An 18,970-nucleotide genomic window follows, 5' to 3' on the forward strand; every position below is an offset into this window, starting at 1 on the left:
TTCGTGTCACAACGATCCTGCGCGGCGGTGCTGCATTCACTCGTCGCCGTCGCGGATGCCGTCTTCGTCGCGATCGATGCCGATTCGCTCGCCGGAGCCGGGGGGGACGGCGGTGAAGGTGATCTCGGTGTGGAGGAGGTTCGCGACGAGCACGAGCATGGTCCGCGAGAGCGGGCCGAACGACTGCTTGCTCGAGACGAACTGGTTCGCGCCGACGTAGTGGAAGCCGATCTCTTCGAGCGCGAATTGCATCTTCGCCACGACGTCGCACTCGCCCTCGTCCGCCCGCGCGAGGAAGAGGTCGAGGCGCCCGCTCGCCGCGGCGCCGTTGTGGCTCGTCCACGTGACCTGCTGGCCGACGATCGGCGCAAGGTTGGAATCGAAGGCGAGGAGGAATTGCTCGACCTGGCGGCGCTTGATATCACCGTCGCCGCCGGGACGATCGTCGAACCCGTTCGGGCTGAAGCCGCTCAGGAGGTCGAATCCGGGCGAGTGCATGAAGCGGAAGATCGTGTCCTCGGCGCCGTCATTGAGGAAGCCGAACCCGCGGACCTGATCACCCGTGAGCTCGTTGTGCCCCGGGAGAATCGACGGCACCGCGGGCATGCCGAACATCCCGACCTTCTGATAGAGGTTCCGCAGGTGCGGGACCTTCATCGGCTGCGGGACCTCGTTGAGGACGTACCGCCCGTCCGTGCCGAAGAAACCCGGGAATGGCTCGCCGAACGCGGCGTTCGCGTCGGGGGCGAGCCGGTGGCAGTCCTCGCAGGCCAGGATGGCGGCATCGGGCGTGAAGAAATGGTCGCGCCCGGCCTGTTGATCCGGCGTGAGCGAGTTGTCGAGGCGCCGGATCGGGTTCGGCGGGTACATGATCTGGAGCACGAAATCCGTGAAGGCCTCCATGTCGTCGGGCGGAATGGGCTGTGTGCGCCCGAGCAGGCCGACGAATCCGCCCTGGAACGTCGCGAAGGCGCCGCGTTCGTCGAACGTGCCGTCGTTCGGCTGGGCGCTCGGCTCGGCGTTGCCCATGGTGCGGTCGCCACGCCAGTGCATCGGGCCGTGGTTCGCCATTCCGCGCAGGCTCTGCGTGGTCATGGGGCCCTTGAGGGCGTCGAGGTTGTCGAACGTTTCGAAAAACTCCGGCAGCGCGAGGGCGACCGGCCCCGGCAAGGGGATCGTGGTCTCCTCCGGATTGCCGAGGTCCCAGGCGAGGCTGTCGAAATCACCAAAGACGTGGCAACTCGCGCAGGACGACTCGCCGTTGCTGGAGCTGAACCGGGCGTCGTAGAGGTACTGGCGGCCCTCGGTGATGCTCGGGGGCTCGGGGTTGTACATCGGGACGCGCGCGAGCACGGCTTTCGTCGTGGGGTTCACGACCGCGATCTTGTTGTCGAAGCGCGTGAGCACGTAGAGGCGATTGCGGGCCTCGTCGAGCACGAGGCCCGTCGGACCCACGGGCTCGCCGCCGTCGTCGAGGACGATGTGGTTCGACGCGCTCGGGACGAAGGTGTCGTTTTCGAGCTGCGCCGTGTCGAAGATGCCGATCTTGCTCGATCCGAGCGCCGCGACATAGAGCTTTTTGCCGTTTTGCGTGATGGCCATCCCGACCGGGGTCGCGAGGCTCTTTTCGTTCGTGGCGTTCGGGAGCGGCGCGACGGGGGCGTTGTAATTGATGTGCTTGTTGAGGTGCCGCGAGCTCACGGCGCCATTTTTGAGGATCGAGATCCGCGACTCGTGGAGGTGGCCGCGCACGGTCGAACCGGCGAACGTCCCCGGGCCCTCGAACCGCTGGAGGTTGTTCGCCTCGGTATTCGTGACGTAGACCTTTCCGTTCGCCGGGTTGACGATCATGTTGAAGAGGATCGTCCCGACACCGGCATAAACGCCCGATGCGCCCGGGAGCTGGGCCGGCGGGTTCGCCGCGGCGTCGATGACGAAGACGTCCTTGTCGGGGAGCGTGAAGTTGACGACCCCGTCCCAGGGTTCCCCGTCGTAGTCGACCCAGTGCTGTCCGTCGAATTTGACGATGAGCGCGGTGGGCGGCTGCTCCACGCCGAGCGAATCGGTCCTCGGCGCCGGCAGGCCGCCGAGCTGCGCCACGAGGTCCCGATGAAGGGACGTCGTTCGATTGCCGGTATGGAAGCCGGCGGCGTACACGTGTGACCCGTCCGGGCTCACGGCGAGCGCGCGCGGTGTGTCCGTGAACAGCGTGATGATGTTGAGCGGAGCACCCCCGAGCGTGTTCGGGCCGAGGTTCGTCGCGTCGAAGACCCATACGTCGGCCCGGCCGACGCCGGGGGTCGTGAGCTTGGGATCAAAAGGAATGTTCTGACCACGGTGGGCCGTCGTGATGAACGCGCGGTTCTTGCCGGGGCCGCCAAAGACGAGGTCGCGTGGCTCGTCGCCGACGAGCAACGTCCGCACGACGCGCGGCGCAAAGCCGGGCTTCACGTCGACGATGCTGATGCTATCGGAGAGATGATTGACGACCCACACCTCGTCATTGTTCCGCGCCGCGACCGCGACGGGCTCGAGGCCCACCGTGACGGAGCCGAGGTGGATGAGGCCGAGGATCGTGACGTGGAAAATCTCCAGACGGTTGTCGGGGGTGTTGACGGCATAGAGCCGGCTCCCATCCGGAGAAAGAGCGAGGGGTCGTACCTGACCACTCTCGAAGAGCGCAAAAGAGGAGGCCTCGGCAGCCGCCGGCGCCGCGAGCGTCGCGAGGGCGGCCGCAACACCGAGGGTCGTCCCGAGGCGGCGACGCAAAACCGGGATCCGCGCCTCGTTCTCCTGTGAAGGTGAATGCCGTTCGCCCGGAGGGAGCTTCGTGGACATGAGGCCTCTTTCTCGATGGGGCGATCGAATCGAGATCGTCCCATCGACACAAAAGGAGGTTGTTACGTTCGCCAGGTGCGACCGTGCAATCCGGGCATGAGCAAATGCCGAGCCCAAGTGTATCCTACATAAATGGGTTCGCCTTTCAAGAGCAATTTGAGTCAATTGCATGATGACGAATTTTCGACGTGCATGCGCCATCTCCGGGGCGCAGCGAGGGATTCGCCCGGAGGGGGGATGGGTGGATTCTGCTTTTACTGAACTCGGGTCGGTGGGACCGCGAGGGGGGGGGCTCAGGCGATGTCGATAGGAAGGAGGGAGGGGATGGCCGTCTGGCGGCCCTGCGTCATTTGACGCAGTCGCAGCAAAGGTCGTCGGCCACGCCGGCGAGCGCCTTGTCGAGGCCCGCGGAGTCGCTTGCTTGCAGGTAGAGGACGTCCCCGTTCGGATCCTTGGCGACGAAACCGCCCGGCCCCTCCTGGCAGCCCGCCGGGAACCCCTTGGCCGTCTGCCCCGCGCAAGCCATGTCGTTGAGGAACGCGGCGCCGACGCCGCCCGGCTGAATGGCGCCCTCCGCGGAGAAGCCGACCACGAATGTGCGGATCCCCGAAGCCGAGAGCTGCTGTACGATGGGCAGCGGATTCGGATCGGGGCAAGACTGGTCCCAATCCGCGCCGTCGGTCACGAGGACGACGTATTGGTCGCGGCCAGGCGTGACGCTCTTGAGGAGGTGGTCCGTCGCCGTGAAGAGGGCCTGGCCCGTGGGCGTGCTGATGCAGAGGCGGGTGGTGGCCGGATCGAGGTATTGCTGGATGGCGGGGCCGCTGCCGAGGGCCGGGGGCACGACGATCTCGCCGTTCTCGCAGAATGGGTTCGTCGCCTGCTTGGTGTCCGTGACCCGCTCCGCGAGGGTGATACACGTGTTTCCACCCGGATCTCTCGGCCAGAGTTCGAGGCCGTACCGCGCATGCGCGTCGCGGGGCGGGGCCACCATCTTCTCGATCGCGGTGAGCGCCTGGTGCCACTTGCTGCTCTTGTAATCGGGCCCGTCCGTGGGTGTCTCGCCGTTCGGGGTCTTGTGCATGGTGAGCGTGCGGTCGAGGGCGATGAGGATTTCGGGGGGATCACACGTATCGCCGCAATTGCAGCAGAGCTTGCCGCCGATCGACTTGAGCGCGAGGGCGAGCTCCGCCGCGTTGCCAGCCTTGAGGTAGAGCGGCGCGCCCGTGGGATCGGTGGACGTGTAGTTGCCATTGCCGTCGTCGGTGCAGGAGGCCGGGAACCCCTTCGCGGTGCCGCCGGCGCAGGCCATGTTGTTGAGGAACTCGGCGCCGACGCCGCCGGGCTGGATGTCGCCGGTCGCGGAGAAGCCAACGATGTACGTCTTGATGCCCTTCTTCATGAGGGCCTGCGCGATGGGCAAGGGATTGGGCTCCGGGCAGGATTGGTCCCAGTCCGCGCCGTCGGTCACGAGCACGACGTATTGCTCGCGCCCGGGGACGGCGATTCCCTGGAGGTGCTGCTCGGCCGTGAGCAGGGCATTGCCGGTGGGCGTGCTCGTGCAGAGCGTGGTGGTGGCCGGATCGAGGAGCGCTTGAATGGCCATGCCCTGATCGAGGCCCGGGGTGATCAGGACCTCGCCCTCCTGGCAAGCCGGGTTCGTCGCCTGCTTCGTATTGAGCACGCGCTCGGCGAGGGTGATGCAGGCGCCGCCGCCCGGGTCCTTGGGCCAGAGCTCGACGCCGAACCGAATGCCCTTGTCGAGGGGAGGCGCGACGAGCTGCTCGACGGCGGTGATCGCCTGGGACCATTTCGAGCTCTTGTAATCGGGCCCGTCGCTCGGTGTTCCGCCCTCCGGGGTCTTGTGCATCGTCAGGGTCCTATCGAGGACGACGAGGACGTCGGGCGGATCGCAGACGTCGGGCCCGCCGCCGCCGGAGCCGCCGACGGAGACGAACCCGCCGGTCCCGGGGTCGGCGCCCGTGCCGCCGGAGCCGCCCGTGCCGCCCGAGGCGGTGGCGTTCGAGGAGGCGGAAGAACTGCCACCATTGCCGCTGCACGACGCGGCGAGGGAAACGGCGAGGAGAGGGAGCGCGAGGGAGCCAAGGAGGATGCGGGAGATCATGGCAAAGGGTACCTCGGGCCGTGGGGACCCGACTACCCCTCCTTTTTTTCGCAGGCCCCTTGACCCTCACGTCACGTGAGGGCCTAGAGTCCCGTTCGTGGCTGCTGGAGAGCGCAAGGACAAGGGCGCGAAGAAGCGCACGTGGAAGGTGGGAGAGCTGGCGAAGGCCACGGGGACGTCCATCCGGACACTCCACTGGTACGACGAGATTGGGCTCCTCTCGCCGTCCGACCATTCACGGGCGGGGTATCGGCTGTACGGGGAGGGGGACGTGGCCAGGCTGCAGCAGATTTTATCGCTGCGGCAGCTCGGCCTGTCGCTCGACGAGATCCGGGACCTGCTCGCGCGGCCCGACCTCTCGCCGCTCTCCATCGTCCACATGCACATCACGCGTTTGCAGGAACAAATGGAGCTCACCCGGAAGCTCCTCGGCCGCCTGGAGGTGCTCGCCGCCTGGCTTACGAAGAGCGAGCGCGTATCGGCCGATGAACTTTTGAAGACGATCGAGGTGATGAACATGATCGAGAAATACTACACGAAGGAGCAGCTCGCGGAGCTCGAGGCGCGGCGGCAGGCGTTCGGCGAGGAGGCGATGCAAGCCGTGCAGGCGGAATGGCCGGCGCTGATCGCGAAGGTCCGCGCGGAAATGGAGAAGGGTACGCCGCCGAGGATCCGGCCGTGCAGGCGCTCGCCGGGCGCTGGATGGAGCTCGTCGAGATGTTCACCGGGGGAAACCCGGGGATTCGGCAGTCGCTCGAAAACATGTACAAGAACGAGCCTGGCTTCGCGGCGCAGCAGGGCCACGACCCGGCGCTCTACGATTACGTGCGCCGGGCGCAGGCCGCGCGAAAGGGAGGCACGAGCGTCTGACGAAAAATAGCTTGTCCCGGCCGCACGACCTGCCGTATCCTGGCGCTCCCTCGCGGGGCGAAGCATGGACGAGAATGGGTTTTACGAGCTCTTCGTGGGGGCCTGGCTCTTTGTCGGGCTCGTCGCGGCCGGGGCCTTCGTAGGGGATCGGCTCATCTCGTACGAAGCCGCCACCAAGCTGAGCTCGCATGCGCGGCAGGCACGGGGCCGCGGGTGGTTCACGACGTCGAGGTTGCTCCTCGCGGTTTCGAGCGCCCGCATGCCCGCGGCCTACGTGCAGGCCGAGACCGCGATGGCGCTCTATTACGAGGGCCGGGTGGAGGAGGCTTGCCGCGCGATCGACGACATCCCCGTGTTCGAGGAGCCGAGCGGCGAGTTTGCCCTCTACGTCGTGAACCTGCTCGTCTGCGTGGATGTCGCCGCGGGGTATTACAAGCGGGCGCTTTCGCGTCGCGCGGCGTGGTCGCTCGCGCAGAACGACGCCATTTTATGCATCAACGAGGCCGAGGCGCTGGCAAACCTCGGCCGCTGGGAGGCGTCGCTCGCGCATACACGGCGGGCCCTCGAAACCGGCGACGCGCTCGCCCGCACGGGAGCGGCGCTGCACGGGACGTGGGTGCTCGCCTCGCAGGAGCGCGCCGGGGAGGCGCGCGCCCTGTTCGAACGCGCGTGCGAGAACGATCTCCCCGGTGATTTCCGGAGTGAATACCATTTCGCCGAGGCCTTCTTGCGCCTCGCCGAGGGGGACCCTGCGGCCGCGCGGCGCGCGGTCCTCCGCGGGGATGCGGTCGCAAAGCGCGCGTCGTCGCGGCGCAATGCGCTCTTTTTGCTCGGCCGGATCGCGGCGCGCGAGGGCCGTTTCGAGGAGGCGCTTGCGCGGTTCGAGGAGGGCGCGAGGCACGTCTTCCGCGGACAGGGAGGGGATGGCTTGCTCGCGTGGGGCGACACGCTTGCGTCGCTCGGGCGGGCCGAGCGGGCCGCCGAGGTATGGAGGCTCGTGATCGAGAGGGATCCCGAGTCGTATACGGCGGCGCTCGCGCGGGAGCGCCTCGGCTAGGGATTTCGCTTTTCCAGGGACCGATCAGCGGGACTTGCCGAGGTGCAGGCCCGGCAGCCCGTCGAGGCTGGTCATATTTTTCTTTTCCATATACTCCCGCATCCCCTCGGCCCCTTTCGTTTCCCCCCAATCCGTGAGCTGCGCACGTTCTCCGACAAACTCGTAGAGGGGCACGCCGTAGCCGCACGACGTCGCGATCCGCGTCGCCTCGATGCGCAGGATGGCCCGTTCGCCCGCGCGTGGCGGGCCGAAGGGCTCGCGCAGGGCGGGGAATTGCGCGTCGTCCGGCTCGAAGGCCTCGGCGCGGCCGTGAATCCGCAGAATGCGCGGCGGGCCCTCGAAGGCGCAAAAGAGCAGCACGATGCGCCCGTTCTCGCGGGCGTGGGCGATCGTCTCGACACCGCTCCCCGCGAAATCCAGGTACCCAAGCGTGCGCGGACCGAACACGCGCAGGGTATCGTAGCCCTTGGGCGAGAGGTTCACGAAGCCGTCGCCGGCGAGCGGGGCCGTGGCGACGAAAAAGACGTGTTGTCGCTGGATGAACCCGATGAGCTCGTCATCGAGGCTGTCATAGAGTTTTCCCACGGCCGACAAGGGTAGCAGACTCCGCGCGCCCCATGCTACGTAGAGGCCATGGATCCCTCCGAGGACTGGCTCCGGCGCTGGCACGATCGATGCCCCGGGGCCACGTCGCGCGCGTTCTTGCGCGCAAAACCCTCGACCTACGAATGGCTCGCCGGCCACGCGCGGCCGGGGGATCGCGTGCTCGATCTCGCGTGCGGGGATGGCATCCTGCTCGCGCGGCTGCGTGCCCGCGGCGTTCAGGGTGCGGTGGGAATCGATATGAGCGAGGGCGAGCTTTCGGCGGCGCGCGCGCGGCTCGGCCCGGAGGCGAACCTCGTGAAGGGACGGGCGCAGGCGCTGCCCTTCGAGGCGGGTTCGTTCGACCTCGTCACGTGCCACCTCGCGCTCATGTTGATGCGCCCCGTGGAGGAGGTCCTCGCCGAGGTGCGTCGCGTCTTGCGGCCCGGCGGTATCCTCGCGGCCGTGGTGGGCGGCAGAGGCATGGAGGCGCCGGTTGAAAATGCGTGGACGCTGCTCGTTCGGCGGCTCCGCGAGGAGCCGTTCGACGGACCGTCGCTCGGCGACCGGCGAGCCTTCAGCGAGGAAGGGCTCCGGGAGCTGCTCCAGTCGTTCGTGAACGTGCGGATCGAGTCGATGTTCGTCGAGCTGTCGGGCACGCCCGACGAGGTCGCGGCCTCGCTTTGGGAGACCTACGATGCCGCTCGAATCGCTTCCGCGCGCGTCGCCGTGATCGAAGAAGCCTTGCGCGCGGATTGGCAGGCCCTCCTGCGGCCGGACGGAATGCTGCCCTGCTCGATGGGGGTGCGGTGCGTCACGGCCACGACGGAGGCCTTTCGATAACGGGATCCTTGCGCCTGTGTGAATACGCGGGCAGGCTTTCGCAACGCACGGATCATCCACCTTGAGCCCCACCGCACGCAGCCGGATTCCGCTCTCGCTGCTCGCCGCGCTCGTCCTGCACGCGGCGGGGCTCTTGCTCGTGCGCGCCGTCCCGCCCCGCCCCCTCGAACTGTCGACGATCGGGCATGCCTTCGAGCGAGCACCCGAGCTCTGGATCGACCTCCGCCCCCTGGAGATCGCCTCGTCCCCGGAGCCTCCGCGTGGCGCCCTGGAAATGCCCCCGTCGGCCCCCGAGCCCGCGCCTCTCGCGGCGGTCCTTCCGCGTCGTACGACCTCGCAGGCGCCCGCGCCGCCCGAGCCGAATCCTGTGCCTCCTCCGAGCTCTGCGCCGCCCCCGGCCGGCGCGTCCGATTACGACGGCCCCCCGGACGAACCCCCGCGCGCAGGCGCCCTCCCGGCGCTCGCCGGTCCGCCGGTATGGGCGGTCCCGGGCGCCATGCCCCGCGAGGCGGCCCCGACGCCCGCGCCCATTCGACCGACGGCGCAGGCCGTCCTCGCAGGGAGCGCCGAGCAGGCGAGATTCCCCGCGGCCGGGACCCTGGCGTCGGCCGTCACGGAGCAGGTCCGGTCTTCGAGCACGCCTTCCGATTCCGACAGCACGTTCCTTCTCACGCTCGACACGCGTGGACAAATTGCTTCCGTCGACGTCGTCGCGGCAAAGGGCGGCGATCGGAAAGAATGGGAGCGAATTGCCCGCGCCGTGAAGGATCAATTCGCTGGCCGCGTGTTCCCGATGCCGACCGCCTTCGCCGGCGGCGGGCGCGTGTTCGTCAGCGTGAAGAGCCAGCTCGTCTTGCCGGCCGGCACGAAGGACGTCGTCTCGAATCCCCGACCCGCCCTGATGGGTGGCAACACGAGCATCGTCACGCTCCCCGGCGTGCGTGACGATCGGTTGTCGAGCCTCATGACCACGCACCTGCCCCCGGACGCCATCATGATCGGCTTCCAGTTCGATTTCGATGTCACCAACATCGGAGCGAGGAAGCGGCGCGTCGTGCACACGCGGGTCCACGCCGAGCCGATCGGCGCCGCGCCGCCGCCCCACGCCTCCCCTTGAAGGCGATTTTCAGGGGGTGGGCGTGCCGAGGTTCAGGAAGGTAATGAGCTTCAGCGTGCGGCGCTTGATCTTCCAGGCGCCATTGACGCGGATGACCTCGTCCTCGTAGGTGCCATTGGCTACGTCGATCGTGCCGTCGGGCAGGACGTGCGTCGCGTGCAGGTACGAGGTCATCGTGGCCTCGTCCTCGTCGATCACGTTGATGTCGATGCTGCCGATGAGGTGCTGCGTCGACGTGTAGCCGCTCGTGGTGAACACGCCCTCGACGAAGTCGGCCCAGGCGTTCGCGCCGACCGCAGTGGAGCTCGGCGGACCAGTGAAGGGGGTCCCCGGGAAATAGACCGCGAGCTCCGTGTCGCTCTTGAAACAGGGGGCGTAGATGTTTTTGCCCGCCTGCAGATCCCCGCGCCCGATTGCGTCGGTCCCGAGCGCGTAACAGACCGGCAGTTTGGCGATTTCCAGCTCGGCCGCGAGCTTCCACCCGTTCGGGGTGGGGGTAATGAATCCTGCAAACAGCGCCACGGCCGCCGCTGCCCCAGCTACCGTGAGAGCTACCTTCGCGCGCCGACCTACGGATGTGAATGAGGTCTTAATCATAGAGGTCTCCTTTAGGAACGTATGCCCCGAGTTTTCCAGATAGCCCTGTTTCCGTGCTCGACACAAGAGCCGTATTGTGAAAGCGAGCTTTCGCCTTGCTCGGGCGTCAAATGGTTGGCGTGCCTCCTCGTGCGACAGCAGGCGCGAATCCAGGCCGTCTTCGAAACGCCTAGATTGACAACGGTTCTCCCGTCGGCGCAATGTCCATCGACGCATGGAAACCGTCCAAGACGTACGCGTGCCGTCCTACGAGCGCTTCTTCCAGACCTCCGGCGACCTGCTCGGCGTGCTGGCTTGGGACGGGCGCTTCGTGCAGGGCAACCGGGCATTCCGCGACGTGCTCGGATATGTGGAGGAGGCGCTCATCGGGCAGTCGTTTTCCGCGATCGTGCACCCCGACGACGCTGCCGAGGTGCGGGCCTTTTTCGAGGGCGACGGGGACGCAACGCTCCGCGTGACGAAGCGGCTCCTGCATCGCGACCTCGGCGTCCGGGCGGTCGCTCTTTCGCTCCGGCGCGTGACCGCGGACAAAGCAATCTACGTGACCGGGCGCGAGGTATACACGCAGGAGAGCACGGACGCGGCCCGACGGCGCGAGGAGGTGCTCCAGAAGATGCAGGCGACGGCCCGGGTCGGCGGCTGGGAGGTCGACAACCGGACCGGAAACCTTTCCTGGACCGAGGAGACCTACCGCATTCACGAGGTGCCGGCGGGGTTTCGGCCGGTCATCGAGACGGCCATCGATTTCTATACGCCCGAGGCGATCCCCGTCATTTCAGCCGCGGTCGAGGGCTGCATGCGGGGGGAGGCGTATGACCTCGAACTGCAAATCCTCACAGCGAAGGGAAAACGCCTGTGGGTGCGTGCCTCGGGCCATCCGGTGTTCGAGGACGGAAATGTGGTCCGGCTCGTCGGGGCCTTCCAGGACATCGACGATTTCAAGCGGCGTGAGCTCGAGCTGCAAGAGCAGCTCGCGATCATCGAGGAGCAACGCTCGGCCATTCACGCGATGTCGGCGCCGATCATCCAGGTATGGGACGGCGTGCTCGCGCTTCCCGTGGTGGGGATGCTCGACGAGGCGCGCGCGTCCGAGATTACCGCGCGTATGCTCTCCGCCGTCGTGGCGCACGCGGCGACCTACGCGATCCTCGATCTGACCGGCGTGGAGAGTGTCGACGAGGCGACGGCCGATCACGTGGTGCGGATCATTCGCTCGATCCAGCTCCTCGGCGCGCAGAGCATCGTGACGGGCATTCGGCCGGCCGTGGCGCAGACCTTGATCTCGCTCGGCGCAGGGTTCGCCGGCGCGCGGACGGTCTCGAACCTCCGCGAGGCCATCAAGATCTGCATGCGCGGAAAGTGATTCAGACCTCGGACCGCAGCATCCAGGCCTCGTAGGCGGGTACGCCGAGGCCCGCGAGCGACGGGAGGATCACCGTATCGATCCGGTGGTGGAAAGCGTCGCTGCGTGCGCGCGCGGGCGCGAGGCCGAGGTCGCCGCGGAGAGCTGCGTCCCCGGTATCGGAATCGGAGGCGCCGTGCGCGCGATCGTAGTGGGCGAACGTGTGCGCGAGGTCGGCGGCCAGCCATTCCTGCTCGTCGTCCGTGAGCCGCGGCAGCACGAGGCGCGCAAGCGCCCAGCCAAAGCGGTCGTGCAGAATCTCGTCGCGGAGCAGGATCCGGAGCACCGCCTCGATACATGGGTTTTTCGCGTGGGCCAGGAGGACCCGCAGAATGGCGACCGAGGCCGACTCGCCGACGCAGAACATCGACGTCGTCCAGCGCGCCACGAAGAGGTGAGCGGGCAGGTCGTTGCGGTGCAGGCGGAGATCGTTGGGCGTCAAAGCAATGCCCTCGTGCCCGCCGAGCGCGTCGGCCACGCGCGCGCAGAGCTCGGTGTGGCGGGCCTCGTCGGAGAGCAGGCGCGACGCGGCGGTCGTCACTTCGAGGGGCAGGCCCACCTCGCCGAACCGCGCGATGAGCTCGCCGAACACGATCATCGACCGGTACTCGGCGACTGTCCGCGCGGCCCACGCGCTTCGGGCGATTTCCACGTCCTCGGCGTCGAGATCGTCGGCCCTCAAACGATCCCAGGGCGGCACCTCGTAGCCGCGATCCAGCATGCGACGGTGGAGCGTGTCGAAGAGGCGCTCCGTGGTGCCGAGGGGAACCGGCGTTCGCATGGGGGGCTCGGGTTTGTCGGGGTCAGCGCTGATCGGGCGCCGTGTTGATCGTCTGGCCGGGATCCGGCGGGTTGAACTTGGCGCCGCCGTCCGGGGGTTTCGGCGTGTTGACGTGATGGGGCGGGATGGGGCTCCGGCCGGGGGGCGTCGTCGCGCTGGGCTGCGGCTGCACGGGCTCTACGGGCTCCGTCGTCGGGGCCGCGGGGGGCTCTTTCATCCGCTCGTTGATCGGGTGTTGCTCCTCGCGGGGCGGCTGGTTGATCGTCTCCTCGGGCGGCCCGCCCATCCGATCGTTGATGATCGGCTTCGCGCAGCCGGCCGCCGCCGTGGTGATGGCCGCTGCGGCGACGAGACGCGCCCGGATGCGTGCGAGGCGGGCCGGATCGATGGACATGGTTCCCCGAGGCTACCCTTTTTTCGAGGCCTTGATAAGACGCATCAACCCGAGGCCCCCATCCGTCTTGTCGACGCTCCGTTTGTGCACGGCATCGGCCAGCGGTTTTCGCGGATCGTCGACGTTCGTGATCCGCTCGACGTCCGGGCCCGCGACGGTGACCTCGAGCGTGTCGCCTTCGATCCGGACGCGCACGCCGAGCGGGCCTTGGCGGTCCGAGCCATGCTCCATCACGTCGGTGACCATCTCGATGACGGCCACGTTGGCCTTCGAGGCGATCGACCGTGCGAAAAACATCCCGAGCAGCTCGAAGACGAAATTCGCGACGAGCCCCGCCACGTCGCCCGTGATGTGTTCGAGCGGATCGATGGTCAGCGAGAAGGCGATGGCCGTCTTCCTGGGGTTCTCCACGGCCATGGAAAACGTCTGTTCGTAGCAGCCGGTCATCGCCTCACCCCGCGGGATCGTGTCCGCATCGTACCACAACCCGACGCCTCGAAAAAAAATCGACCTCGTTCTGTCACGCCCGCCGGGGGCTCGGGTTCTCTGCTCATGAAAGGACGGCGAAGACGCTGTCCGGAATGAAACGAGAGGAGCGAGCCATGAGTGGTTTCAGCCTGGTTCAGTTCATGTGCGAGGGTGGATTCGGGATGTGGATGGTTCTCGCAGCCGGCTCTGCGGCCCTTGGCGCGGCCGTGCGATATGCGGCGGCCCCCGACCGCGGCAAACTCGCGTTCACCGCGGCCCTTTCCGTGACGACGGTGATCGCCACGATCGCCGGCGTGTGGACGAACGTCGGCGCCGTGATGTCCTTCCTCGAAGATCCAGCGCGTGTGCCCGACGCGGAGATCACGCGGATCTTGCTCACGGGCTTGAAGGAGGCCGGCCGACCCGGGACGCTGGGCGGGCTGCTCTTGACCCTGGTCGCGTTGGTGGTGTCCGTGGGCGTGCTGCGGAGCGCGCGGATCGGCGCGGGCGCGAAGGGGGTGGAGGGTCGGGCGGCGATCGCGTGATCGTCAGGCCGCCTTCTTGCGGAGCGGGCCTTCTCTTTTCCCTTTTTCGAGATCACGTTTCGCCTGCCGCCGCGTCCGCTCCTTGGCTTTGCCCGGAGCGGGCGGCGGCACGGCCACGCCGGCGCGGCGCGCCTTGGAGAGGGCGATTGCAATGGCCTGTCGGGGGTTCTTCACCCCGTGTTTGCCCTCCTTGACGTGCTCGATCTCCTCGCGGACAAACTCGCAGGCCTGCGTGCTGGGCGCCTTGCCCTCGCGCTGATCCTGCCGAGCTCGCTCGATGGTCTTTTTCTCGGGCATGGGACCTCCACCTATCGCGTGGGGCCCGGCGCCGGCGCCCGCAAGGCACGACCCGCTCACGCCGGAAATTGCGTGAAGACGCGCGCCACGATCGGGTGCGCCTCGGCCCGCTCCGCCGCGGCGATGCAGCGCGGCGCGACCTCGCGGATCTTCTCGCGCCCGGGGCGCCAGCGGGAGATCATTGCCGCGTAGACGTCGAGGATCGTCATGGATTCGCCCAGCAAATAGGTCCCGGGCGAGATCCCCTGCTCTAGTGAGCGCCAGCAATCGAGCGTCCGCTGCACGGTCGCCGCCTTGAGCTCGTTTTGCGCGCCCTCGTCCTTCACCCACCGCGCGGGGAAATCGCCGACGGTGTACATCGGATAGATGCTGGACACGAAATAGACGAGCCAGCGCAAGAACGCCGGCCTTTTCGGGTCGCCGGGCGGCGGGGCGAGGTGCGTTTCTGGGTGGCGTTCGAGGAGCCAGAGGAGGATGGCCGCGCTCTCGGTGAGGACCTGGCCGTCCGGGAGCACGACCGTGGGCACCTGCGCGAGGGGGTTCAGCGCGCGCAGCGCGTCGAGCGCAGGGCCGGGCGTCCAGGGCTCGACCTCCCGGCGCTCGTAGGTTTCACCGAGGAGCTCACACGCGGCCTCGATCACCACCGAGCCGCACCCCTTGCATCCGTGAATCGTCAACATGGGCGCGTTTTCGCGCGGATCGACGGTCAATGCAAGCGCGCCGCACGTTGGCGCCGTGCGCTAGGGGCTACACTTCCAGATCTCGTTCAGGTCCTTGGCGAGGGAGTAGAGCGCCACGTTGGCGTGCTCGTAAAACCCGTTCGCGTACGGGTTCGGGCAGCCTGCCATTCGTTTGGCTTTGCTCACCTGCTCCGGCACCTCGCTGTGCCAGAAGAAGAGGTTGTAGATTGGAATGAAGATCTTCCACGGCTTGAAGTTCTCGTCCTGCGTGTAGGCCTGCAGCTCGCTCAGCATGGCCCACGCGACGTACACGCCGTAGAAGCAAAAGAAGCTGAACACGAGGACCATCACCGGGTCCCGCGTCGTGCCCTTCGGGCCGGCCATCCCGCTGTACGCCGCGGGCGCCAGGCCAAACTGCGCGGGGGCCGTGTAGTTCCCGAACCCTTGCGGAGGCGGCCCCCATCCCTGCTGCTGCGGAGGGGCGCCCCACCCTTGTTGCTGCGCGCCGGGATACCCTTGCGGCGCGCCCTGATACCCTTGCGGCGCGCCCCACCCCTGGGGCGGAGCTGCTCCCTGGAGGTGATTGCCGCACTTGATGCACGTGGGCGCGCCATCGGCGTTTGGCGTACCACAGGTCGGACAGAACACGCACCAACCTCCTCGGGGGATTCGCAGAAAAGCGCGCAAGCACCGGCCTGCGTCGCCCTCCCCGCGCCACCCATGCGACGCGGAGCGCGGAGGAGCGTACCGAGGATGCCTTGACTTCACAAGCGGGAGATGGCCCCTGCCGTCGAGGTCTGCTCCTCTGCCCGGAGGAGGTCGATCGTTCATGAGAGGTACGCACAACCCACCGTGCGCTCGTGTTCGCCGCGCTCGTCGGGAGCCTCGTCGCGGGCGTGGGCTGCGCGGACGAGCCCACCCCGCGCGCCACGGGCGCCGCCGCCGCGGGCTACGAGGTCGTGCCCCAATGGCTGAAGCTGCCGGCCGGACAGACCCTCGGCGCCCCTGGGGCGTCGAGGTGGCCCCGAACGGGCACGTGTTCGCGATCGACGGCGGCGAAACGCTCGAAGACGCGCCGTCGGGGCGCGCGCTCGAGCTCGACCGCGAGGGCAAGGTGATCACGAGTTGGGGCGGCTTTGGCCACGAGGAAGGGCAGTTCGACACGGGGCACGATATCACCGTCGGGCCGGACGGCAGCGTGTACGTGGTCGAGCAGGTGGGGGCGACGTGTGCAGAAGTTTCGCCCCAAAATGTGAAGCCTCGATTCCTGCCGGTGCCTCTTTCCACGCGGCTCGGGGGTTGGTAGATTCACCGCTGTGACCCTGCGCTTCCTGTTCCTCTTCTCCGCAGCTACCCTGTTGAACGGCTGTGGCGCAGACCCTTCCCCGCCGTCCGCGCCTCCGCCGCCTGCGCCCGACGCGGCGTCGGAGAAGGGCCGGATGGTGTTCATTCATGGCGCCGGCAATGGCCAGAATGCCGACGGGATCACATCGCACGAGGAAGGCTGTCAGAAAAATGATCTCGCGAGTTGCCATGCGCTCGGGCTCGCCCTGATGACGCCGAAGGACAAGGCGGGGCACAACAACAAGCGCGCATTCGAGGCCTTCGAGAAGGGGTGCCAGGGCGGATATGCGCCGAGCTGCAACGGCCTCGGGGTGATCTACATCCAGGGAATGGGCGTCGCCCGTGATGTCGGTCGCGCGATGGAGCTCTACAAAAAAGCCTGCGAGGGCGAGGTGAGCACGGCGTGCCTGCACGTGGCCATGGCCTACGAGGAAGGGCGCGATGTTGCGGCGGATTGGATCGCAGCGATCCGTTATTATGAGAGCGCCTGCGCCCTCGGCGCGACGCAAGGCTGCAACACGGCGGCGAAGGCGTTCGCGGAGGGCGACAGGGTCGCGCAGGATCCGGAGAAGGCGCGCAAGTTGTATGACCGCGCCTGCCAGGAAGGCGACGAGGAAGCGTGCAAGGAGCGCGACAAGCGCAGGTAAACGCGAACGATTCGAGCCTCTCGCGCGCCACGCGCTCGGGGGCTCACCTTCCGTCGGGCTTCGGAGGACGGGTGCACTGAATCCGGATCGATTGCACGACCTCGCTCTGCGCCAGCCTGGACACGACGGCGAACAGGTCCTTCGCGGGGGCGCCTATGTCGAATTGGCCTAGCACGTAGCTCTCGAGCCTCGGCGTCGGCGGCGGGCAGGTCTCGACGAAGCGGCGCATCGCGCTGGCCGGGAGGTCCGTCGTGACGGAGATCGAAAGGGAGCCCTCGCTGCAACGCGGGGCGTCCAGGTAAAACGCTCCCTGGATTTTCTTCCGGAATGGCTCGGGGAGCGCTTCCTTTTGCCGGTATTCGCGATACCCATCACAACGCGCGGGCCACCCGGCGGGGTTCTTGATACGCATCTCGACTTCGCGCGTCGCGTACGCCGTCCCATCAAAATCGACCGGATCGGCCCCGAGGGAGCGCCAGGCGTGTGTCGGGCCCGTCTTCGCCTCGATCTCGGGGGAGAGCAGGTACTCGGTCGCATGGAAATACACATCGATACGCGAGTGCGGGAGCGTCAGCATTGCCGGCTCGTCGTGGTGGAGCCGGCCGCTCCTGCCGACGCCGCCCACGACCGACGCGCCCGCGTACGTCTCGAGCACGCGGGCGACGAGCTCGCACGCCGATTCGCAATGCCGTCCGACCACCACCGCGATCGGCGGGGGCGTCGGGGCGCTCGTCGTGGCGGGTGTTTCGAGGAGCGCCTGCCATACGGCCGGATCCCGGGATTCGGCCCGGTATTTCGCTCGATAGGCATCGACATATCGTGTCAGCGCGGGGGGGCGGCGGATCTCGCGGAGAGGAGCGAGGGGCGTGCGTCCCGTGAGACCTTCGAGCCACGGGAGGAGCGGCCGAGGATCGTGGCCCCACGCCGCGCGCATGTCGATCACGATGCCGCTCGCGCGCGCCCCTTGCGTGAGGTCGGTCGAGAGCCGCGCCCATGCTGGATCGTAGGCATTCGAAAGGTCGCGGATCGTGAGCGTTGCAATGCCTGACGGCGCGACGCCGACCTCGTAGGGCGCGCTCGTCGGATCAGCGGCCGGCCTCGGCGTGAAGTACGGATCGCAATGCCACATCTCGTCGGGCGGACGCGCGCAGAAGCCGACGCGCTCGCCGATCGAGAGGAGGGCGTGGTGGGTGCTGTCCACCGCATAAGGCGCGAGCTTCAGGAGCAAGCCGAAGTGCTGCTGCTCGAAGGCCAGCGCTTCTTTTCGATCGGGTGTGCGCGGGACGAAAAAGAGGTCGATGGCGGTGGAGAGCGCCGCGATGTCCTCGCGCATCGCTGCGAGGTCGACGAGCCGCTCGTCATTCCGCCGCATCGCGCGTTTCCTCTCGGCCCATGGCGTCTCGGCGACCCGTGCTGTGATCGACAGCGGGCCGTACGGACGCTCGGTCTTCGGAATTGGCTTCGCCGTGGCGGGCGCTTCCGCGGAGGTCGGCGTGGCGGGCGCTTCGTTCCACGTCGGCGTGTGCTGCCCCGAAGCCGGCGGCTGCTTCCCGCACGATACGGCAGTGAGGAGCAGCGCGCACATCGTCGAGGCTCGGGCCGGAGGCATCGCCACGAATCTAGTCGACCTTTCTGCGGAAGGCTATCCTGATCCGCCCGCCAGGTCTTGTCCTCCAAACCCAGTCTCCTGTAGAGTCGGGGCGCTGCGCGCGGGAGCGGGACGATTTGCATGAAAAAGACCGGAACGACAAAGACGACGGGAAAAACGACGGCGCCCACGAAGACGACGGCGAAGGCGACCTCCGCTGGGGAAGCACCCATCGTCGCTTTCGAGCATCCGCGCGCGTGGTCGACCTGGCTCGCCTCGAACCACGCCTCGTCACGCGGCGTGTGGCTCAAGCTCGCGAAGAAGGCTTCCGGCGTCGCGTCGGTCACCTATCCGGAGGCGCTCGACGTCGCGCTCGTGTGGGGCTGGATCGACGGGCAAAAGAAGAGCTTCGACGAGGCGGCATGGCTCCAGAAGTTCACGCCGCGCGGACCGAAGAGCATCTGGTCGAAGATCAATCGGGAGAAGGCGCTGGCCCTCATCGCATCCGGGCAAATGCAGCCGTCGGGCCTCGTGGAGGTCGAGCGCGCGAAACAAGACGGCCGCTGGGACCAGGCCTACGATTCCCCGAGTCGCGCGACCGTGCCTCCCGATCTATCGGACGCCCTGGCGAAAAATTCTCGCGCCGCCGCGTTCTTCGCAACGCTCAACGCGACGAACCGCTACGCTATCCTGTTCCGCGTCCAGACCGCGAAGAAAGCCGAGACGCGTCAGAAGCGCATCACGCAATTCGTCGAGATGCTGGCGAAGCACGAAAAGCTCCACCCCTGAGGCGCC

19 protein-coding genes and 1 pseudogene are annotated in these 18,970 nt (G+C 67.6%); 9 read left to right on the forward strand and 11 right to left on the reverse strand.

Going from position 1 to position 18,970, the window contains the following annotated elements:
• Window positions 1-36: 36 nt before the first annotated feature.
• Entirely contained in the window at window positions 37-2,838 is a 2,802-nt protein-coding gene (locus POL67_RS03920) for a YncE family protein (RefSeq protein ID WP_271915683.1), read from the reverse strand.
• 346 nt (window positions 2,839-3,184) lie between these two features.
• A complete protein-coding gene (locus POL67_RS03925) occupies window positions 3,185-4,963 on the reverse strand; it encodes a vWA domain-containing protein (protein WP_271915684.1) in 1,779 nt (592 codons plus the stop codon).
• A gap of 148 nt (window positions 4,964-5,111) precedes the next feature.
• Between POL67_RS03925 and POL67_RS54085 the strand changes: the two are divergent.
• A pseudogene (locus tag POL67_RS54085) lies at window positions 5,112-5,833 on the forward strand (MerR family transcriptional regulator).
• Between the two features lie 64 nt (window positions 5,834-5,897).
• The gene (locus tag POL67_RS03945) at window positions 5,898-6,890 is read left to right on the forward strand and encodes a tetratricopeptide repeat protein (RefSeq protein WP_271915685.1); all 993 of its coding nucleotides are present in this window, start codon (window positions 5,898-5,900) and stop codon (window positions 6,888-6,890) included.
• 24 nt (window positions 6,891-6,914) lie between these two features.
• On the opposite strand, the gene POL67_RS03950 is transcribed toward POL67_RS03945, so the two are convergent.
• The gene (locus POL67_RS03950) at window positions 6,915-7,475 is read right to left on the reverse strand and encodes a pyridoxamine 5'-phosphate oxidase family protein (protein ID WP_271915686.1); all 561 of its coding nucleotides are present in this window, start codon (window positions 7,473-7,475) and stop codon (window positions 6,915-6,917) included.
• Window positions 7,476-7,523: 48 nt separating this feature from the next.
• On the opposite strand from POL67_RS03950, the gene POL67_RS03955 reads away from it, so the two are divergent.
• A complete protein-coding gene (locus tag POL67_RS03955; RefSeq protein WP_271915687.1) occupies window positions 7,524-8,315 on the forward strand; it encodes a class I SAM-dependent methyltransferase in 792 nt (263 codons plus the stop codon).
• 61 nt (window positions 8,316-8,376) lie between these two features.
• Window positions 8,377-9,432 (forward strand): hypothetical protein, encoded by a 1,056-nt coding sequence (locus POL67_RS03960; RefSeq protein WP_271915688.1) that lies wholly within the window; start codon window positions 8,377-8,379, stop codon window positions 9,430-9,432.
• 9 nt (window positions 9,433-9,441) lie between these two features.
• Here the strand turns inward: POL67_RS03960 and POL67_RS03965 are convergent, their stop codons facing one another.
• Window positions 9,442-10,029 carry a nuclear transport factor 2 family protein gene (locus tag POL67_RS03965; RefSeq protein ID WP_271915689.1) on the reverse strand — a complete coding sequence of 196 codons (588 nt, stop codon included), beginning with the start codon at window positions 10,027-10,029 and terminating at the stop codon, window positions 9,442-9,444.
• 214 nt (window positions 10,030-10,243) lie between these two features.
• On the opposite strand from POL67_RS03965, the gene POL67_RS03970 reads away from it, so the two are divergent.
• A complete protein-coding gene (locus tag POL67_RS03970) occupies window positions 10,244-11,392 on the forward strand; it encodes an STAS domain-containing protein (protein WP_271915690.1) in 1,149 nt (382 codons plus the stop codon).
• 1 nt (window position 11,393) lies between these two features.
• Here the strand turns inward: POL67_RS03970 and POL67_RS03975 are convergent, their stop codons facing one another.
• Genes POL67_RS03975 through POL67_RS03985 form a run of 3 tightly spaced genes read right to left on the reverse strand, consistent with a single transcriptional unit; the run spans window position 11,394 to window position 13,092 of the window.
• Entirely contained in the window at window positions 11,394-12,212 is an 819-nt protein-coding gene (locus POL67_RS03975) for a hypothetical protein (RefSeq protein WP_271915691.1), read from the reverse strand.
• A gap of 22 nt (window positions 12,213-12,234) precedes the next feature.
• Window positions 12,235-12,606: a hypothetical protein gene (locus tag POL67_RS03980; protein WP_271915692.1), complete on the reverse strand. Its 372-nt coding sequence runs from the start codon at window positions 12,604-12,606 to the stop codon at window positions 12,235-12,237.
• Window positions 12,607-12,618: 12 nt separating this feature from the next.
• Window positions 12,619-13,092, reverse strand: coding sequence for an ATP-binding protein (locus POL67_RS03985; protein WP_271915693.1), 474 nt, complete (start codon window positions 13,090-13,092; stop codon window positions 12,619-12,621).
• A 116-nt stretch (window positions 13,093-13,208) separates the two neighbouring features.
• On the opposite strand from POL67_RS03985, the gene POL67_RS03990 reads away from it, so the two are divergent.
• Window positions 13,209-13,619 (forward strand): hypothetical protein, encoded by a 411-nt coding sequence (locus POL67_RS03990; protein WP_271915694.1) that lies wholly within the window; start codon window positions 13,209-13,211, stop codon window positions 13,617-13,619.
• A gap of 3 nt (window positions 13,620-13,622) precedes the next feature.
• On the opposite strand, the gene POL67_RS03995 is transcribed toward POL67_RS03990, so the two are convergent.
• From POL67_RS03995 to POL67_RS04005, 3 genes are read right to left on the reverse strand one after another with little or no spacing between them, the layout of a single operon-like run.
• The gene (locus POL67_RS03995; protein WP_271915695.1) at window positions 13,623-13,916 is read right to left on the reverse strand and encodes a DUF6496 domain-containing protein; all 294 of its coding nucleotides are present in this window, start codon (window positions 13,914-13,916) and stop codon (window positions 13,623-13,625) included.
• Window positions 13,917-13,972: 56 nt separating this feature from the next.
• Window positions 13,973-14,596, reverse strand: a complete 624-nt coding sequence (locus POL67_RS04000) for a glutathione S-transferase family protein (protein WP_271915696.1) — start codon at window positions 14,594-14,596, stop codon at window positions 13,973-13,975.
• A gap of 60 nt (window positions 14,597-14,656) precedes the next feature.
• A complete protein-coding gene (locus tag POL67_RS04005; protein ID WP_271915697.1) occupies window positions 14,657-15,244 on the reverse strand; it encodes a zinc ribbon domain-containing protein in 588 nt (195 codons plus the stop codon).
• Between the two features lie 319 nt (window positions 15,245-15,563).
• Here POL67_RS04005 and POL67_RS04010 point away from each other — a divergent pair, with 319 nt between their 5' ends.
• Window positions 15,564-15,902 (forward strand): NHL repeat-containing protein, encoded by a 339-nt coding sequence (locus POL67_RS04010; RefSeq protein ID WP_271915698.1) that lies wholly within the window; start codon window positions 15,564-15,566, stop codon window positions 15,900-15,902.
• Window positions 15,903-15,912: 10 nt separating this feature from the next.
• Window positions 15,913-16,587 carry a tetratricopeptide repeat protein gene (locus POL67_RS04015; protein ID WP_271915699.1) on the forward strand — a complete coding sequence of 225 codons (675 nt, stop codon included), beginning with the start codon at window positions 15,913-15,915 and terminating at the stop codon, window positions 16,585-16,587.
• Between the two features lie 43 nt (window positions 16,588-16,630).
• On the opposite strand, the gene POL67_RS04020 is transcribed toward POL67_RS04015, so the two are convergent.
• Entirely contained in the window at window positions 16,631-18,196 is a 1,566-nt protein-coding gene (locus tag POL67_RS04020; protein ID WP_271915700.1) for a hypothetical protein, read from the reverse strand.
• A gap of 120 nt (window positions 18,197-18,316) precedes the next feature.
• Here POL67_RS04020 and POL67_RS04025 point away from each other — a divergent pair, with 120 nt between their 5' ends.
• Entirely contained in the window at window positions 18,317-18,964 is a 648-nt protein-coding gene (locus POL67_RS04025) for a YdeI/OmpD-associated family protein (RefSeq protein WP_271915701.1), read from the forward strand.
• Window positions 18,965-18,970 lie beyond the last annotated feature (6 nt).

The organism is Polyangium mundeleinium (assembly GCF_028369105.1).
Lineage (GTDB): Bacteria > Myxococcota_A > Polyangia > Polyangiales > Polyangiaceae > Polyangium > Polyangium mundeleinium.

What these genes read in the sequence shown, in the direction of transcription:
- POL67_RS04010 (WP_271915698.1), top strand. Translation starts at nt 15,564, where the DNA reads ATGGCTGAAGCTGCCGGCCGGACAGACCCTCGGCGCCCCTGGGGCGTC.
- POL67_RS04000 (WP_271915696.1), bottom strand. Translation starts at nt 14,596, where the DNA reads ATGTTGACGATTCACGGATGCAAGGGGTGCGGCTCGGTGGTGATCGAG.
- POL67_RS03945 (WP_271915685.1), top strand. Translation starts at nt 5,898, where the DNA reads ATGGACGAGAATGGGTTTTACGAGCTCTTCGTGGGGGCCTGGCTCTTT.
- POL67_RS03980 (WP_271915692.1), bottom strand. Translation starts at nt 12,606, where the DNA reads ATGTCCATCGATCCGGCCCGCCTCGCACGCATCCGGGCGCGTCTCGTC.
- POL67_RS03965 (WP_271915689.1), bottom strand. Translation starts at nt 10,029, where the DNA reads ATGATTAAGACCTCATTCACATCCGTAGGTCGGCGCGCGAAGGTAGCT.
- POL67_RS04020 (WP_271915700.1), bottom strand. Translation starts at nt 18,196, where the DNA reads ATGCCTCCGGCCCGAGCCTCGACGATGTGCGCGCTGCTCCTCACTGCC.
- POL67_RS04025 (WP_271915701.1), top strand. Translation starts at nt 18,317, where the DNA reads ATGAAAAAGACCGGAACGACAAAGACGACGGGAAAAACGACGGCGCCC.
- POL67_RS03920 (WP_271915683.1), bottom strand. Translation starts at nt 2,838, where the DNA reads ATGTCCACGAAGCTCCCTCCGGGCGAACGGCATTCACCTTCACAGGAG.
- POL67_RS03925 (WP_271915684.1), bottom strand. Translation starts at nt 4,963, where the DNA reads ATGATCTCCCGCATCCTCCTTGGCTCCCTCGCGCTCCCTCTCCTCGCC.
- POL67_RS03990 (WP_271915694.1), top strand. Translation starts at nt 13,209, where the DNA reads ATGAGTGGTTTCAGCCTGGTTCAGTTCATGTGCGAGGGTGGATTCGGG.
- POL67_RS03995 (WP_271915695.1), bottom strand. Translation starts at nt 13,916, where the DNA reads ATGCCCGAGAAAAAGACCATCGAGCGAGCTCGGCAGGATCAGCGCGAG.
- POL67_RS03975 (WP_271915691.1), bottom strand. Translation starts at nt 12,212, where the DNA reads ATGCGAACGCCGGTTCCCCTCGGCACCACGGAGCGCCTCTTCGACACG.
- POL67_RS03970 (WP_271915690.1), top strand. Translation starts at nt 10,244, where the DNA reads ATGGAAACCGTCCAAGACGTACGCGTGCCGTCCTACGAGCGCTTCTTC.
- POL67_RS03955 (WP_271915687.1), top strand. Translation starts at nt 7,524, where the DNA reads ATGGATCCCTCCGAGGACTGGCTCCGGCGCTGGCACGATCGATGCCCC.